Genomic DNA, 16,249 nt, shown 5'->3' with positions numbered 1-16,249 from the left:
GTGCTGCTTCAGCTGCGAGGTTCCGCCTGCGCGTCGATCCGCGCGAGGGACTCCTCTCTGCCCAGCAGGACGAGAACGTCGAAAATTCCGGGGGACGTCGTCGTCCCCGTCAGCGCCGCTCGCATGGGCTGCGCCAGTTTTCCGAGCCCCAGTTCAAGGCGCTCGGCAAGTGCTTTCGTAGTGGCTTCGAGGGCCTCGCTTGTCCAGTCATTTTCGGCATGAAGTTCGGCAGAAACCTGACCTAATCTTGCGCGGGCTTCGTCATCGAGCAAATTCGCCGCCTTGTCCGTCATGGCGAGCGGCCGTTTCGCAAACAGGAACGCTGCGCCCTCGACCAACTCGTGGACGTCCCTTGCCCGGGGCTTCAGGAACGGCATGGCGTTTTCGAGCAGGCCCAGGTCGGGTTCCCCGTCCATCTCGCCGGCGACCAACCTGGCGAGGCGCGCATCGTCCGCCTCGCGGATATGATGGCCGTTGAGGTTCAGCAACTTCTTCGTGTCGAACCGTGACGCGCTTTTTCCGACACCGTCGATGTCGAACAGCTCGATCGCTTCTGCGCGGGTGAACACTTCCTTGTCGCCATGACCCCAACCGAGGCGCAGGAGGTAGTTGAACAGCGCTTCGGGCAGGACGCCCAGTTCGTCGCGATAAGCTTCCACGCCGACGGCGCCGTGCCGCTTGGACAGCTTCGCCCCATCCGCCCCGTGGATCAGGGGGACATGGGCATAGACCGGCTCTTCCCAACCCATGGCGCGGATGATCGGCAATTGCCGGAACGCATTGTTCAGGTGGTCGTCGCCGCGAATGATGTGGGTGCAGCCCATGTCGTGATCGTCGACGACCACGGCCAGCATGTAGGTCGGCGTCCCGTCGGCGCGCAGAATGATGTAGTCGTCAATTTCTGCATTGGCGACGCGTACTTCGCCCTGGACGGCATCGGTGATCACCGTTTCACCTTCGTTCGGCGTTTTCAGCCGAACGGTGAAGGGCGCGCCTTCGGGCGCTTCGGAGGGGCCGCGATCTCGCCAGCGACCGTCATAGCGCATCGGCTGCTTGGCAGCGCGCTGGGCGGCCCGCATCTCTTCCAGTTCTTCGGGCGTGGCGTAACATTTGTAGGCATTGCCCGACCCGAGCAGGGCCATCGCGACCTCGCGGTGCCGCTCGGCGCGCTTCGACTGGAACATGGGTTCATCATCGTAATCGAGACCAAGCCAGTCCAGTCCGTCGATGATCTTGTCGATCGCGTCCTGGGTGGAACGCTTCTGGTCGGTATCCTCGATCCGCAGCAGCGCCTTGCCGCCATGGTGGCGGGCGAACAGCCAGTTGAAGAGCGCGGTGCGAGCGCCGCCAAGATGCAGGTATCCCGTGGGAGAGGGGGCAAAGCGTGTCACCACGCCGTTGATTTTCCCGCTGTTTTTCTGGTCGCTTTCGCTTGCCATCTGGCGCGGCTTCCTTTTCTATTCTCGTGACCATGGCGTCGAGAGGGGTAACCGAGGTTCCGCTGGGGAGCGGCGACGCCGGGTCAGGCCATGCTGCATTGCAGCACCGGCATTGGCAGGGGCGCTTCCGCTTGTCCAGCATCGGCGACCGTCTGGATACAGCGCTCGAGGATGCAGGCTTCGAGAGAGCGCCGTGGCTGGTCGTGGCGCTTGGGGGAGGGGTCGCTGCCTGGTTCCTCCTCCCGGCCAGCTGGATGTGGGCGTCGGCAATTGGCTGCGGCATCCTGCTTGCGCTCGCCGGGTGGCACTGGACAACGCGCGAAGCACGGATGCGGCTCGGCCTCGCCGCCATCGGCATGGGCTGCGCGTTCGCGCTCGGCGTTTCGCTGATCTGGGCACGATCGGCGGTAGTGGGGGCAGAGGCGTTCGAGTATCCGCGCGTATTGCACTTCAACGGGAAAGTGCTCGACCGGGAGGAGCAGCCTTCGCGGGATCGCGTGCGCCTGACCCTTGCCATGCGCGATGCCGAGACGGCGACGGCGCGCAAGGTCCGGGTGAACGTTCCGCGCTCGAGCGATGATCCTGCCTTCATCGAAGGGGCGACAGTGCGGCTGCGCGCTCGTCTGATGCCGCCGGCACCGCCCATGGTGCCGGGCGGATACGATTTTGCGCGAACCGCGTGGTTCATGGGCCTGTCCGGCACCGGTTCGGTCATCGGTCCGGTCGAACTGGTTCAGGCGGCCCCGCCGGATACGGACCGATTGAAAGCATTGCAGCGAACGCTGTCGGCTCATGTCAGGGCCAACGTGTCCGGATCGGAAGGGACGATCGCCGCCGCTTTCGCCAGCGGGGACCGGGGATCGATCCGCGAGGCGGACGAGGACGCCATGCGCGACAGCGGGGTGACCCACCTGCTTTCGATCAGCGGCCTGCATGTGAGCGCCGTAATTGCCGCAGCCTATTTCGTGGCAATCAAGTTGTTGGCGCTTTGGCCGTGGCTCGCCTTGCGCGTGCGCCTTCCGGTTTTGGCAGCAGGCGTCGGCGCAGTGGCTGGCATTGCGTACACGCTGCTGACAGGCGCGGAAGTTCCCACGGTGCGAAGCTGCGCTGCGGCCTTGCTGGTGCTGGGCGCACTGGCGCTCGGGCGGGAGGCTTTATCGCTGCGCATGGTGGCGCTGGCGGCAGCTTTCGTTCTCTTCCTGTGGCCCGAATCTCTTGCAGGCCCCAGCTTCCCGATGAGTTTTTCCGCCGTGCTGGCGATTGTCGCACTGCACAACAGCGCTCCGGTGCAGCAGTTTCTTGCGCCTCGGGAAGAAAGCTGGGCCGCCCGAACCTCGCGGCGCGGCGCGATGCTGCTGGTTACGGGGCTGGTCATCGAATTTGCCCTGATGCCCATCGTGCTGTTCCATTTTCACAGGGCGGGGGTTTACGGCGCTTTCGCCAATGTAGTGGCCATTCCGCTTGTGACCTTCGTATCGATGCCGCTGATAGCGATTGCCCTGTTTCTCGATACCGTCGGCCTAGGCGCACCGGCGTGGTGGATGGCCGATTTCTCGCTCGAGCTATTGCTTCGCATTGCGCACTGGACCGCCGAGCAGCCCGGGGCAGTCAAGCTGATGCCGCAAATGTCGCGGTTCACATTTGCCCTGTTCGCCGCCGGTGGCCTGTGGCTGGCGCTCTGGAAGGAGCGTAAGAGGATACTGGGCCTCGTGCCTGCCGCAGTCGGCGTTTTTCTCGTAGTGACGACGCCCACGCCCGACCTCCTGGTTTCCGGTGACGGGCGCCATGTCGGTATCGCTGGCGAGGACGACAGGCTTCTCATGCTTCGCGAGAGCCGATCGGGTTATGCGCAGGACAATCTGCAGGAACTGGCCGGAACTTCGGGAGAGGTCATACCGCTTCGCGATTGGAAAGGCGCAGAATGTTCACGCGATTTCTGCGTCATCGCATTGGAGCGAGGGGGGCGCGGATGGCAGGTCCTGATGGCAAGAAGCCGTGACCTCGTCGGTGAGCGCGCGCTGGCCGCAGCTTGCGAAAGAGCCGATATCGTCGTCGCCGACCGCTATCTGCCGCGCTCCTGCCAGCCCCGCTGGCTTCGCGCGGACCGCCGGTTCCTGAACCAGAGTGGCGGACTGTCGATAGCGCTGAGCGAAGGGAAAATCAGCCGCGTCGCCGATACGCAAGGCCGGCACGGATGGTGGAGTGGCCGGGACAGCGACTGATGCACTGGTCCCGGCCTATGCGATGTCCCGACAAATGGCAGGAAGCCTGAGGATCAGTGATACCGGCGCAGAAGGCCTGCCAGCTTTCCCTGAACCTCGACCTGTGTCGGGGCGTAGACCTGCGCTTCGTAAGCGGAATTGGCCGGGTCGAGGCGAACATTGCCGCTGTCGCGGTGCAGGTATTTCAGGGTCGCTTCCTCGTTGTTGACGAGCGCGACCACGATCTCACCGTCACGGGCGGTATTCGTCCGCCGGATCAGGGCGAAGTCCCCATCGAAGATGCCGGCTTCGATCATCGAATCGCCCGATACTTCGAGCGCATAGTGATCGCCCGGGCCGAGCAGGGCAGCCGGGACCGGCAGGCTCTGGTGGTCTTCCAGCGCTTCTATGGGTGCACCGGCCGCGATACGACCATGGAGAGGAATCTCGATGACATCGTTCGCCGGTTCGGGCCGCGCAGGAGGTACGGGAGCGCGCGCCCCGACGAGATCGTTCGCGGCCTTCGGCTTCGCGGCACTGGCAGGCACAGCATCTTCCGGCTGCCGGATGACTTCGAGTGCACGCGCGCGGTTGGGCAGGCGCCGGATGAAGCCGCGCTCTTCCAATGCTGAAATCAGGCGATGCACGCCGGATTTGCTCTTGAGATCTAGCGCTTCCTTCATTTCTTCGAATGAAGGGGAAATTCCCGTTTCCTCCAGCCGCTGCTGGATAAACTGGATCAGTTCGTGCTGCTTCGCCGTGAGCATCGGCAAGCTCCTGTATCGTTTCGCCGTATCCGTGCGCGATAACGCGAACGAATGCGGAACGATTAGGGAACCTATCTGGCTAAGTCAAGCAATTGCGCCATTCTGGAGCAGTTCGGGCCGGAACAGGCGTTCCTGCTTCGTGCCGCTTTCAGTTCGAAGCAAACCAGTCGCCGGACTTGCCGCCGGTTTTGGACAGAAGTCTGACGCCGGAAATCACCATCTCGCGGTCCAGTGCCTTCGCCATGTCGTAGATGGTGAGCAAGGCGACGCTCGCCGCGGTCATTGCCTCCATCTCGACGCCGGTGCGCCCGGACAGGGAGGCTGTCGCAGTCACCCTGACACCCTCATCTTCGACGGTGCAATCGACCGTCACCGCGTCCAGCGACAGCGGATGGCAAAGGGGGATGAGTTCGCCCGTTCTCTTCGCAGCCATGATGCCAGCGATCCTTGCTGCCGCCAGCACATCGCCTTTCGGAACGGTGCCATCGCGAATGGCGCCCAGCGCGGCCGCATTCATGGCGATCGTGCCCTCGGCAACCGCCTTGCGCGAAGTTGCCGCCTTGTTTCCGACATCGACCATGTGTGCCGTGCCGTCGGCGCCGAGATGGGTCAGTTTGCTCATGAGGGCCTTCCTGCCACACTGCCGCTTTCGAGCACAGAGATCTAGCGACCTTCGAGCAGCGCGCGCGTCGCCGCCGCGACATCGTCTGCGCGCATCAGGCTTTCCCCGACCAGGAACGTCCGCACACCGCTGTGCGAAAGGCGGGTGCAATCGGCATGGCTCCCGATCCCGCTCTCCCCGACCAGGAGCGCGCCTTCGGGCGCCAGTGGTGCCAGTCTCTCCGTCACCGCCAGATCGGTCGTGAAGGTTTTGAGGTCGCGATTGTTCACCCCGACGAGTCTGGATTGCAGGGCATGCGCACGCTCCAATTCCGCCTCGTCGTGCACCTCGACCAATACGTCCATCTGGTGGTCGCGCGCGGCAGCCTCGATTTCCAGCATCTGGGCATCCGACAGGGCGGCCACGATGATGAGGATGGCATCGGCGCCCATTGCCCGCGCCTCGATGCATTGCCACGGATCGACCATGAAGTCCTTCCGCAGGACAGGCAGGTCGCAGGCCTCGCGCGCCTCGACAAGGTAATCCGAATGCCCCTGGAAATACGGTTCGTCCGTCAGGACGGAGAGGCAGGCCGCGCCGCCCGCCTCGTAATCCCGTGCGTGATCGGCAGGGCGGAAATCGGGGCGGATCAGTCCCTTGGACGGAGATGCCTTCTTGATCTCGGCGATTAGGGCGAAGCCATCGCGCGAGGCCGAGCGGAGCGCAGCCTCGAAACCGCGCGGCTGTGTTTGCCCGGCTGCGCGATCAGCCAGGTCGGCCACCGAAGCGGCAGCCTTGCGCCGGGCCACTTCGTCGCGCTTTGCCGCGCAGATTTCCTCGAGCTTGTTCATGGTGCGAAAGCCAGTCTCAGACAGCCATGTCGATCCAGCGGACGAGCAGTTTGCGCGCTGCTCCGCTGTCGAGCGCTTCCGCTGCCATTGCGGCCCCGCTGCTCCAGTCCTCCGCAGCATCTGCCACGAGCAGGGTAGCCGCCGCGTTGAAGATCACCGCATCACGGTAGGGGCCGGGCGACCCGCGCAGGAGCGATTTCAGCGCGGCTGCATTATGCTGCGCGTCGCCGCCGCGGATCGCCTTGACCGGCGCGTGGGGCACGCCCACGAAGGATGCATCGGCCCGACGCATGTCGAACCGGTTGCCCATGACGTCGGCAATTTCGTTCCCGCCCGCGAGGCTGAGTTCGTCCAGACCCTCGTCGCCAGACACGATCATGGTTCTCTGCGTCCCGAGCCGCGCCTTGGCACCGGCATAGATCGGCACATATCCTGGGCGGGCGATGCCGATGAGCTGTCGCTGGACCCGTGCCGGGTTCGACAAGGGGCCCATAAGGTTGAAGATCGTGCGCTTGCCGATCTTCAGGCGGATGGGCTGGATGCGTCCCATCGCGGGATGGTGGTTCTTTGCAAACAGGAAGCAGATGCCGAGTTCGGCAAGCGTTTTCTCCGCTGTCCTGCCCGCCGCTTCCATGTCCAGCCCGAGAGCCTCGAGCGTGTCGGCAGCGCCGGACTTGCTGCTGGCGGCGCGGTTGCCATGCTTGGCCACGGGAACGCCTGCCGCAGCCACGACGAGGCTGACTGCGGTCGATACGTTTAGCGTGTGATGGCCATCGCCACCAGTTCCGCAGCAATCGACCGCATTTTCCGGTGCCGCAATCGGGATCAGACGCGCGCGCAAGGCACGCGCGGCCCCTGCAATCTCGTCCGAGGTTTCGCTGCGTTCGGTCATCCCTGTCAGGAAGGCTTCGATCGCATCGTCGCCGACATCGCCGTCTAGGATGTGGCCGAAAACCTTTTCCGCTTCGTCTTCGGCGAGATGCCGGGATGGATCTGGCAGAGTCGTCATGCCGGTAGCTTTGCCTCCATGCCGCACAGGGTGAGGAAATTGGCAAGCAGTGCGTGACCGTGTTCGGTCGCGATGCTTTCCGGGTGGAATTGCACGCCATGGATGGGGAGGTCGGCGTGGCGTACGCCCATGACGCTGGTGCCATCGAGTCCGGGCGTCTCGCTGGTCGCGTTTACCAGCAGGCTGTCCGGCATGTTGTCGACGACGAGCGAATGATAGCGGGTGGCGGTGAACGGACAGGGGAGCCCGGCGAATACGCCGGTTCCGTCGTGGTCGACAGGGCTGGTCTTGCCATGCATCAATCCGCCACGGACGACCTCGCCGCCGAAATACTGCCCGATCGACTGGTGGCCAAGGCACACGCCGAGCAGCGGTTTTGCCGCATCGGCGCAGGCGCCCACCAGGTCGAGGCTGATACCGGCTTCGTCAGGCGTTTTCGGACCCGGAGATATGAGGATGCCGTCGGGCGCCAGCCGCAAGGCATCGGCTGCCGACATCGCGTCGTTTCGTTCAACCCGGACCTGCGCGCCCATTTCCATGAGATAATGGACGAGATTGAACGTGAAGCTGTCGTAATTGTCGATGACGAGGATCATGACGCTCAGGCCTTGCCCGCCAGGCTGTCGGTGGCGCGCACCAGGCCGTCAATAATTCCGGGTTCGCTCGCGCTGTGACCGGCATCGTGAACGATCCGGAATTCCGCCTCGGGCCAAGCCTTTTTCAGCGCCCAGGCCGCGCTTGGCGGAGTGCAGATGTCGTGACGCCCCTGCACGATGGTACCGGGAATGCCCTGCATTCGACCGACGTTTTCCAGCAGCTGGTTCTCTTCCAGGAAAAAATCCTCGAGGAAGAACTTCGCGCAGATGCGGGCAAAGGGGACCGCTTTCGACGGATCCGCGAAACTGCCCAGCAGGGCTTCGTTGGGCAGTAGCGTCGCGACATTGCCTTCCCATAGCGACCATTCGCGCGCGGCCGCGAGGCGTGTGGCCTCGTCGTCGCTGGTCAGGCGTTTGTAATACGCCTTCACCAGGTCGCCGCGCTCGTCTTCGGGTATCAGGCCGATGAATTCATCCCACTGCTCGGCCATAATCTCGCTGGCGCCGTAACCATACAGCCACTGCTTTTCCTTCGCCGTGGCGAGGAAAACGCCGCGCAGGACCAGGTCGGTCACGCGGGACGGGTGGGCCTGCGCATAGGCGAGGGCGAGGGTGGAGCCCCAGCTGCCGCCGAATGCCTGCCATGCCTCGTGTCCGCACATCTCGCGAAGACGCTCGATATCGTCCACGATGCGCCACGTATCGTTGTTCTCGATCTCCGCGAACGGGAGCGACTTGCCGCAGCCCCGCTGGTCGAACAGCAGGACGTCGTAGAGTTCGGGATCCCACTGCCGCCGGTGGTCCGGCGCCATGCCGCCGCCGGGGCCGCCATGCAGGAATACGGCCGGCTTCGCGCCCGGCGTACCGACCCGCTCGAAATAGAGCGAATGTCCTTCTCCGACATCCAGCATCCCTGTCTCGTAAGGTTCGATTTCGGGATAGAGAGTGCGGCGTTCTGGCTGGGTCATTCTCTTTCCTCCACCACGATCAGGGGGCCAAGCGGGACGGTGGTGTCCATGCGGTCATCGCCCGGGCTCCACAAGGCCGAAACATTGCCATCGAGATAGAGTGCATCAGGCGTTTTCGCCACATCGCGGAAATAGGCAGCGAACCTGCCAAAGCTGACGCCGCCTTCCGACTTGACGAAATGCGCGCGGCCCTGTGCATCGACGCCGACGCCGTTACGGATCATCTTCGACGGCCCGTCTTCCTGAAAATCGGGATGCAGCTTGCCGTCTATCAGGAGCATCGGGCCCGACTGCGTTCCGAAGCGCGGACGGTCGGACACGCTGGCGTAGAAATCGTCGGTCGTCCGAATGCGCCAGCTGGTGTCCGTACCGTAGAACACGCCGTTGGGCTGCATGTGGAAATTGCCGGGGCCATCGGCGCGGTTGAGCTCGCGCCTGCGCGCCCCGTCCTCGACGTAATAGCCGATGGGCGCACCGGCCTCGTCGTACATGCCCCCATTGACGGCAAAGGCGACCGGAGAGGCCGTGCTGCTGCGCGCCCCAGCGAGCCGGGCGAAGGTCCGGTAATAGGAGCCTTTCGGGCCGAGAGACATGGTTACGCGGTGCTTGCCGGGGTCGGCGATGCAATGGGTATAGGTCACGCCCATTTCGGTCGTCCGGCGGCAGGGCGAATTTGCCTGTGCTGCGGGCGCGCCTTCTGCTTCCGAGGGAGGCGATGCTGTTTCTTCCGCGACGCCGGACCCGATCTCGGTCCGCATGACCGGTTCCCCGCCCGACTGGTCGCCGCACGATGCCAATACCAGCGCGATAGATGAGATGACGAGTGAACGCCTCACTGGCCGAAGCCCGGTTCGCTGGCGACACGGGCCGCTTCCCGCGCTGCGGCGAAGAGTGCCCCGGCCTTCGCCTCGCATTCGCGCTGTTCGTAGGCAGGATCGCTGTCGGCCACGATCCCTGCACCGGCCTGCACGTGCATCACGTCGTCCTTCACCACGGCCGTGCGCAGGACGATACAGCTATCGAAGCTGCCATCGGGCGCGAAGTAGCCGACCCCGCCGGCATAGGGGCCGCGCGCATCGCGTTCCAGTTCGGCGATGATCTCGCATGCGCGTATCTTGGGCGCGCCGCTGACGGTGCCGGCAGGGAAGCCAGCGAACAGCGCATCGAGGGCATCCTTCGACGGATCGAGCTTTCCGACCACATTGCTGACGATATGCATGACGTGGCTGTATCGTTCGACGGTGAAGCTGTCGGTGACTTCCACGCTGCCCTCACTCGCAACACGGCCCACATCGTTCCTGCCGAGATCGAGCAGCATCAGGTGCTCGGCACGCTCCTTGGGGTCGGCCAGCAGGCTCTTCTCGTTGCTGTCGTCTTCCGCGCGCGACGCGCCGCGGGGCCGCGTCCCGGCGATAGGCCGGATCGTGACCTCGCCCTCGCGCAGCCGCACGAGAATCTCGGGGCTGGAGCCCACAACTGCAAAACCGGGCAGGTCGAGAAGGTAGAGAAACGGCGAAGGGTTCACCCTGCGCAGGGCGCGGTAAAGCGCAAGCGGGGGCAGGGGAAACGGGCAGGAGAAGCGCTGCGAGAGGACCACCTGGAAAATGTCGCCGGCAACGATGTAGTCCTTCGCCCGGGCAACCATGTCGGCATAGTCGCCCTCGGGCAAGGCAGGTTCAGGCTTCATTTCCGGCAAATCGACGATGCCGTCTGCGCGCGGTGCTGCGTCGTCCAACCTTCGGAGCGTGTCGTCGATCCGGTCGGCCGCCTCTTCCAGCTGCATGTCCGGCGTTCTCTCGCCTGGCCAGACGGGCGCGATACAGAACAGCTTGTCCGTCAGGGAATCGAACACCAGAAGGACGGTCGGCCGGGTAAAGACCATATCCGGCAGGCCGAGACCCGGCTGCGCCGCGCGCGCCACATCCTCGACCATTCCGATCGTTTCGTAGGAAAAATAGCCGACCACGCAAGCAAGGGCGGGCGGCAAGCCGTCGGGAACATCGATCCGGCTTTGCCCGATGAGATCGCGCAGCGCGGACGTGGGCTCGGCTGAGCATGGTACGAAAGCGCTGCGGTCGGTCTGCCAGTGCGAATTGATGGCAGCGCCGTCCCCATCGGCGCGAAAGACCAGGTCCGGATCGAGACCGAGTAGGCTGTAGCGTCCGCGAACTTCACCGCCTTCGACGGATTCGAGCAGGAAGTCTCCGCGCCCCGGTTCGATCAGCTTGAGCGCGGCGCCGACCGGTGTCTGCGTGTCGGCGACCAGTTCGCGCCAGACAAGGGCGGGGCGCCCACCTGCCAGTTGCAGACGCGCGTCCTCTGCGCCCGAAAGCCTCGCCGGCGTCACGGAAACCGCGAGCCCCTAGTTTTCGCCGACGAGCGCGCGGCGCACAGCGGCAATCGCTTCGTCGTTCGTCTCGACGCCGACATCCGCACGCATCGCCGCCACGAACTGGCGACTGTATTCGTCGCTCAGGGTCTGAGAGAATTGCGCCTTTGCCTGCGCGAACAACGGATCGTCGGACGCAATCAGCCCGGCCTCGATATCGTCGAGATCGACGATGAACCAGCCATTGTCGTTCTCCGCTTCCAGCCGCTTCGTCGAGCCTTCTGCCATCGAGAAGAACAATGCCAGGGGCGGAATGACACGCTGGCGGTTCTGCAGCAATTCCTCGCGCGTCAGTGCCAGTGCATCGGGGCGGGGCAGACGGGTTTCTTCGGCAGCGAAGGCTTCCACCACGCTCTGGCCGCCTTCGATGCGATCGAGGATACGATCTGCCGCCGCACGGGCCGCGACAGCGCCGCGGGCAAGTTTCCACGCGGCGGTCACTTCGTCCTCGATCTCGGCGAGCGGAGCGGTGGCGCTTTCGGTGATGGTGCTCGTCTCGAACAGCAGGAACGTCTCGCCCGCCTCGACTTCGGCCAGTTGCGGTTCGCCCTCTTCCATCTGGAATGCGGTCGAAAGGACAGGACGCAGGATGTCCGGGGCCTGCTGGTCCGGGGTACCGTAGACGAGGCCCGCGGCGGTCAGGGGGCGGGACGTGGCAATCTCGATGTCCAGTTCCCTTGCAATGTCTACGAGGGATTCGCCGTCGGACAGGCGCTCTTCGATCGAGGCCGCCAGTTCGTTGACGACGCGGCGACGCTTTTCCTCGCGAAGCGCGGTCTGGATTTCGCTGCGTGCCTGCTCGAACGAGCGGCCACCGATGACGGTCACATCGGTCACCTGGACGACATGCCAGCCAAGTCCGCTGCGCGCGGGAGTAGCAATGCGGCCTTCCTGCGTCTCGAAGGCGGCCTGCGCCACCGCGGGCGAAGTCTGGCTGGCGAAATCTGCGCGCGCAACGGGTCCGATGGCGGCCGGCTCCAGTCCGGCTTCACGTGCGGCCGCGGCGAGCGATTCGCCGCTGCTCACACGGTTGCGAATGGCGTTTGCGGCCTGCTGCGTCGGCACGATGACCTGGCTGAAGGACCGTTCTTCGCTGGCCGCATATTGCGCGCGGTTTTCGTTGTAGCGGGCGCGCAGTTCCCGCTCGGTCGGCTCCGCCCGGTCGCCCGAGGCGTCCGTATCGAAGCTGGCATAGCGCAGTACGCGGCGCTCCGGCCTGATATAGTCGCTGCGATTGCCGCGATAGAACGACTGCAGTTCCGCAGCGGTCGGGTCCTTATCCGGCGCGAAAAGGGCGCTGGGGACGAGGCCGAGAAAGCCCGTGCGGCGTTCCTTGAACAGCGCAGCGTAACGGCTTGCCAGCTTGTCCGGCAGCTGTGTACCGAAAGTGGCGGGCACCATGACCTGCTGGGCCAGGAGGCCGCGGCTGAGATCGTCGCGAACCATCGCATCGCTCAGCCCCTGCTGGCCGAGAGCGCCGCGATAGGCATCTTCGCTGAAACTGCCGTCGGGTCCGCGAAATGCAGGGATGCGGCGGATTTCGCTGTTTACCAGGTTCGTCCCGGCCCGCAGGCCGTATTTGCGGGCGAATTCCGCGATTGCCGTGCGGTCGATGACGCTTTCCAGCACCTGCTCCAGCCCGCCTTCTGCGATGAAGCTGGGCATGGCGATCGTCGGATTGTTCTGCCTTACCTGGTCGAGCGCATTGGTCGCCGCCTGGCTCAGGTCGCCCGTGCCGACCCTTTCGTCGCCGACGACGGCAACATTGCTGGTGCCCGACAGGCCCCCGAACGTCCCGCTGGAGGATACATCCATGCTGGCAAAGGCAAATCCGATCACCACGAGGAAAGCCAGCGTGATCGCGAGCCCGATCTTGGACTGGAAAAATCTGCGGAAGGAATTGATCATGTCGGTCGTTTATCCGGGGAAATGTATCTGCCGCCGCCCTTACCGGGAGGCATTTGTCGTCGCGAGCCTCTATAGGGGCTGCGACCTTGCCGCAACAGGTCGCAAACGGTTTTGACCTATCGCGCCCGCTCGGCTAGCGGACCCGTCCCCCCACCGTCTAAGGGCGGTTGAAGTATGAGATTCAGGAACATCGCATGAGCAACCGACCCTATATCGTCGGCAATTGGAAAATGAACGGAACGCGCGCGATGCTTTCGGAAGCGCGGGCGATCGACCGTGCGGCCCAGCGCTACATGAAGACCGAAGTCGCCATCGCTCCGCCGTTCACGCTGATCCACGCCGTCCACCGCGAGGCGGAGCAGATCGCCGTGGGTGCGCAGGACTGCCATGCCGAACAGGACGGTGCGCATACCGGTGACATCTCCGCGACCATGGCTGCCGACGCCGGCGCCAAATTCGTCATTCTCGGTCATAGCGAGCGCCGGGAAAACCACGGCGAGAGCGACGCGCTGGTCCTGTCGAAGCTGAATGCCGCTCTGGATGCGGGTATCAATGCGATCGTCTGCTGCGGCGAACCGGAAGACGTCCGGAAAGATGGCGGCGCGGAGAAATTCGTGCTCGACCAATTGCGCCATTCGCTGCCTGAGAAACTGGCCGATGCAGGCGAACGCCTGACTGTCGCCTACGAACCTATCTGGGCAATCGGCACCGGACTGGTCCCGACGACCGAGGATATCGCCGCGATGCACCAGGCGATTTACGACTTCCTGAAGGCCCGTTTCGGGGAAGAGGCTGCCGGCGAAATGCGCATCCTGTACGGCGGTTCGGTAAAGCCGGAGAATGCCCGCGAGATCCTGGCTGTTCCGCATGTCGGCGGGGCACTGGTCGGCGGGGCGAGCCTCTCGGCCGAAAGCTTCATGAATATCGCCCTGGCTGCAGGGGATGTCGCCGAAGGCTGAGATGCCTGACGCTGTCGGGGGATGTCACCCGGGCAAGCCCCTTGGCATGACGCCGCTGAGCGCCTAGATGCGCCCCACACGTTCTTTCGCATAATTGCAAAGGTGCCCGGCACCCATGTTTCTATTCCTCTTTGTCGTCCAGACGATCGTGGCCGCCGCACTGGTCGCGGTCATCCTCATGCAGCGTTCCGAAGGCGGTGGCCTCGGCATCGGCGGATCGCCGGGCGGCATGATGAGTGCGCGCGGTGCGGCCGATTTCCTGACCAAGACGACACGCATTCTCGCCATCCTGTTCGTCGTCCTCTCGATCGCGCTCGCAGCGCTGGCCGTGGAAGTGACAGGCGGGGACGAGATCGAATCGACGCTCGACCGTACCGTGACGGCGAACGAGGATCCGCTGGCCGGTGCCGCCGATGGCTCGGTGACGGCAGAAACGGACGAGACGCCGCCGGTCGATGAGACCGCCACGCCGTCCGAGGATCCGCTCGCAGGTGCGACCGAGTAATCGCCCCTTCGCTTCTGTTCTGACAATTTGATGTGGATGGGCCGGGCAGGGCCGATGCAATTCGCTTGCCCCGAATCCGCATCCAGGATTAAGGCTCGTCTCCCATGGCGCGGTTCATTTTTATTACCGGCGGCGTGGTCTCCTCGCTCGGAAAAGGTCTCATGGCGGCAAGCCTCGGCGCGCTGCTGCAGGCGCGTGGCTACAAGGTCCGCATTCGCAAGTTCGACCCCTATCTGAACGTCGATCCGGGCACGATGAGCCCGTATCAGCATGGCGAAGTCTACGTGACCGACGACGGGGCCGAGACCGACCTCGACCTTGGCCATTACGAGCGTTTCACCGGCGTATCTGCCCGGCAGAGCGACAACATCACCTCCGGCCGTGTCTATCAGGACATCATCGCGAAAGAACGCCGCGGCGATTATCTTGGCGCGACGGTGCAGGTCATCCCGCACGTCACGGACGCGATCAAGGATTTCGCCCTGGCCGACCAGTCGGGCGAGGACGGGGACCTCGATTTCATCCTGTGCGAAATCGGCGGGACGGTCGGCGACATCGAATCGCTGCCATTCATGGAGGCGATCCGCCAGCTGCGAAACGAGCTGGAGCCGATGCAGACGCTCAGCGTCCATGTGACGCTGGTCCCCTATATCGCCGCCGCCGGTGAGCTGAAGACGAAGCCGACGCAGCACTCCGTCCGCGAACTGGCCAGCCTCGGTATCAAGCCCGACATCCTGCTATGCCGCGCGGAACACGAGCTTCCGGAAGGCGAGCGTCGCAAGATTGCGCAATTCTGCAACGTGCGCCCCGAAGCGGTCATCCAGGCCCTCGATGCGCCGTCGATCTACTCGGTCCCGCTCCAGTATCACCGCGAAGGCCTCGACAGCGAAGTCCTGCGCGGCTTCGGCATCACCGATGCACCGGACCCCGACCTTTCCGCCTGGGAAGACGTTACCGACCGCTATTTCCACCCGGAAGGCGAGGTTACGATCGGCGTGGTCGGCAAGTATGTCGGCCTGCAGGACGCCTACAAATCGCTCAACGAAGCGCTCATCCATGGCGGAATGGCCAATCGCACCAAGGTCCATATCAAGTGGATCGATGCCGAGATTTTCGAAGGCGAGGAATCGGAACTGGCCGCCGCGCTCGAACCGCTTCACGGGATCCTGGTCCCCGGCGGCTTTGGCGAACGGGGAAGCGAGGGCAAGATTGCCAGCGTGCGCTTCGCCCGCGAGCGGAAGGTACCCTTTTTCGGCATCTGTCTCGGCATGCAGATGGCCTGCGTGGAAAGCGCGAGGTCGTCGGGCCATGGCTCTGCCTCATCGACGGAATTCGGCGAGACCGAGGAACCCGTGGTCGGCATCATCACCGAATGGATGAGCGAAGAGGGTCTGGAAACCCGCGAGGAAGGCGGTGATCTTGGCGGCACGATGCGCCTGGGCGCGTATGACGCGGCCCTTTCGGGCAACAGCCTGGTCAGCACGATCTATGGCGGCGAGACAACCATTTCCGAACGCCATCGCCACCGTTACGAAGTGAATGCGGCCTATATCCCCGCAATGGAAAAGGACGGGCTGGTGTTCTCGGGCATGTCGCCGGATGGCCTGCTGCCCGAAATCGTCGAACGCCCGGATCATCCATGGTTCGTAGGCGTGCAGTTCCATCCGGAGCTGAAATCGCGCCCGTTCGATCCGCATCCGCTGTTTGCCGGGTTCATCCACGCTGCGCTAGAACAGTCGCGACTGGTTTGACCGGTTGCGGACCAAGCCAAATCCGGCCGCCGTGTCGCACCTATACAATTCGCCGACCCTATCATTTGATAACTCCCTGTGCTTATAGGGACCGATGTTTCCTGTGCGCAGCATCGAAACAGGGCGCGTTCACCGCGATTCAGAGCTTAACCGGAAGATGGCTGTCTCCTGCGACCCGGATGGCCATACTCCGATAGGGCGGCAGCTTTGTCGCGGGGCGGATCTCTATCCCGGGATCCGCCCCATATTGTTTTCGGAACAGGCACGATCCGCTGGGCTGCATGAAAAAGGCCCGCACCGGCTCG

At 64.1% G+C, this 16,249-nt stretch carries 14 protein-coding genes; 4 read left to right on the top strand and 10 right to left on the bottom strand.

Features of this window, described 5'->3' with window-relative positions; genetic code table 11:
- Window positions 1–8 precede the first annotated feature (8 nt).
- Window positions 9–1,439, bottom strand: a complete 1,431-nt coding sequence (gltX, locus tag PF049_09460) for a glutamate--tRNA ligase (protein ID WBY15825.1) — start codon at window positions 1,437–1,439, stop codon at window positions 9–11.
- 32 nt (window positions 1,440–1,471) lie between these two features.
- On the opposite strand from gltX, the gene PF049_09455 reads away from it, so the two are divergent.
- A complete protein-coding gene (locus PF049_09455) occupies window positions 1,472–3,661 on the top strand; it encodes a ComEC/Rec2 family competence protein (protein ID WBY15824.1) in 2,190 nt (729 codons plus the stop codon).
- Between the two features lie 53 nt (window positions 3,662–3,714).
- Here PF049_09455 and lexA read toward each other — a convergent pair whose 3' ends face one another.
- The 9 genes from lexA to PF049_09410 all read right to left on the bottom strand — a co-directional run bounded on the left by lexA (window position 3,715) and on the right by PF049_09410 (window position 12,729).
- Window positions 3,715–4,407, bottom strand: a complete 693-nt coding sequence (lexA, locus tag PF049_09450) for a transcriptional repressor LexA (protein ID WBY15823.1) — start codon at window positions 4,405–4,407, stop codon at window positions 3,715–3,717.
- Window positions 4,408–4,555: 148 nt separating this feature from the next.
- On the bottom strand, window positions 4,556–5,029 hold the full coding sequence (gene moaC / locus PF049_09445; GenBank protein ID WBY15822.1) for a cyclic pyranopterin monophosphate synthase MoaC: 474 nt from the start codon (window positions 5,027–5,029) through the stop codon (window positions 4,556–4,558).
- A gap of 41 nt (window positions 5,030–5,070) precedes the next feature.
- Complete coding sequence (trpC, locus tag PF049_09440) at window positions 5,071–5,859, bottom strand: indole-3-glycerol phosphate synthase TrpC (GenBank protein WBY15821.1); 789 nt, start codon at window positions 5,857–5,859, stop codon at window positions 5,071–5,073.
- Between the two features lie 16 nt (window positions 5,860–5,875).
- Complete coding sequence (gene trpD / locus PF049_09435; protein ID WBY15820.1) at window positions 5,876–6,868, bottom strand: anthranilate phosphoribosyltransferase; 993 nt, start codon at window positions 6,866–6,868, stop codon at window positions 5,876–5,878.
- On the bottom strand, window positions 6,865–7,464 hold the full coding sequence (locus tag PF049_09430) for an aminodeoxychorismate/anthranilate synthase component II (protein WBY15819.1): 600 nt from the start codon (window positions 7,462–7,464) through the stop codon (window positions 6,865–6,867). The genes trpD and PF049_09430 overlap by 4 nt, the downstream gene beginning before the upstream one ends.
- A 5-nt stretch (window positions 7,465–7,469) precedes the next feature.
- Window positions 7,470–8,432 (bottom strand): prolyl aminopeptidase, encoded by a 963-nt coding sequence (pip, locus tag PF049_09425; GenBank protein WBY15818.1) that lies wholly within the window; start codon window positions 8,430–8,432, stop codon window positions 7,470–7,472.
- Entirely contained in the window at window positions 8,429–9,268 is an 840-nt protein-coding gene (locus tag PF049_09420; GenBank protein ID WBY15817.1) for a phosphodiester glycosidase family protein, read from the bottom strand. The genes pip and PF049_09420 overlap by 4 nt, the downstream gene beginning before the upstream one ends.
- Window positions 9,265–10,779 carry an anthranilate synthase component I gene (gene trpE, locus PF049_09415; GenBank protein ID WBY15816.1) on the bottom strand — a complete coding sequence of 505 codons (1,515 nt, stop codon included), beginning with the start codon at window positions 10,777–10,779 and terminating at the stop codon, window positions 9,265–9,267. The genes PF049_09420 and trpE overlap by 4 nt, the downstream gene beginning before the upstream one ends.
- Window positions 10,780–10,794: 15 nt before the next feature.
- Complete coding sequence (locus PF049_09410; protein ID WBY15815.1) at window positions 10,795–12,729, bottom strand: SurA N-terminal domain-containing protein; 1,935 nt, start codon at window positions 12,727–12,729, stop codon at window positions 10,795–10,797.
- 194 nt (window positions 12,730–12,923) lie between these two features.
- On the opposite strand from PF049_09410, the gene tpiA reads away from it, so the two are divergent.
- The 3 genes from tpiA (at window position 12,924) to PF049_09395 (ending at window position 15,944) form a co-directional block, all read left to right on the top strand.
- On the top strand, window positions 12,924–13,688 hold the full coding sequence (gene tpiA / locus PF049_09405; GenBank protein WBY15814.1) for a triose-phosphate isomerase: 765 nt from the start codon (window positions 12,924–12,926) through the stop codon (window positions 13,686–13,688).
- A gap of 115 nt (window positions 13,689–13,803) precedes the next feature.
- Window positions 13,804–14,193 carry a preprotein translocase subunit SecG gene (gene secG / locus PF049_09400; protein ID WBY15813.1) on the top strand — a complete coding sequence of 130 codons (390 nt, stop codon included), beginning with the start codon at window positions 13,804–13,806 and terminating at the stop codon, window positions 14,191–14,193.
- Between the two features lie 104 nt (window positions 14,194–14,297).
- Complete coding sequence (locus PF049_09395) at window positions 14,298–15,944, top strand: CTP synthase (protein WBY15812.1); 1,647 nt, start codon at window positions 14,298–14,300, stop codon at window positions 15,942–15,944.
- Window positions 15,945–16,249: the final 305 nt, after the last annotated feature.

It is taken from the genome of Erythrobacteraceae bacterium WH01K (assembly GCA_027941995.1).
Taxonomy (GTDB): Bacteria; Pseudomonadota; Alphaproteobacteria; order Sphingomonadales; family Sphingomonadaceae; genus CAJXSN01.
Note: the sequence above shows the minus strand (reverse complement) of the source record. Positions and strands in the feature narration are given on the sequence as shown.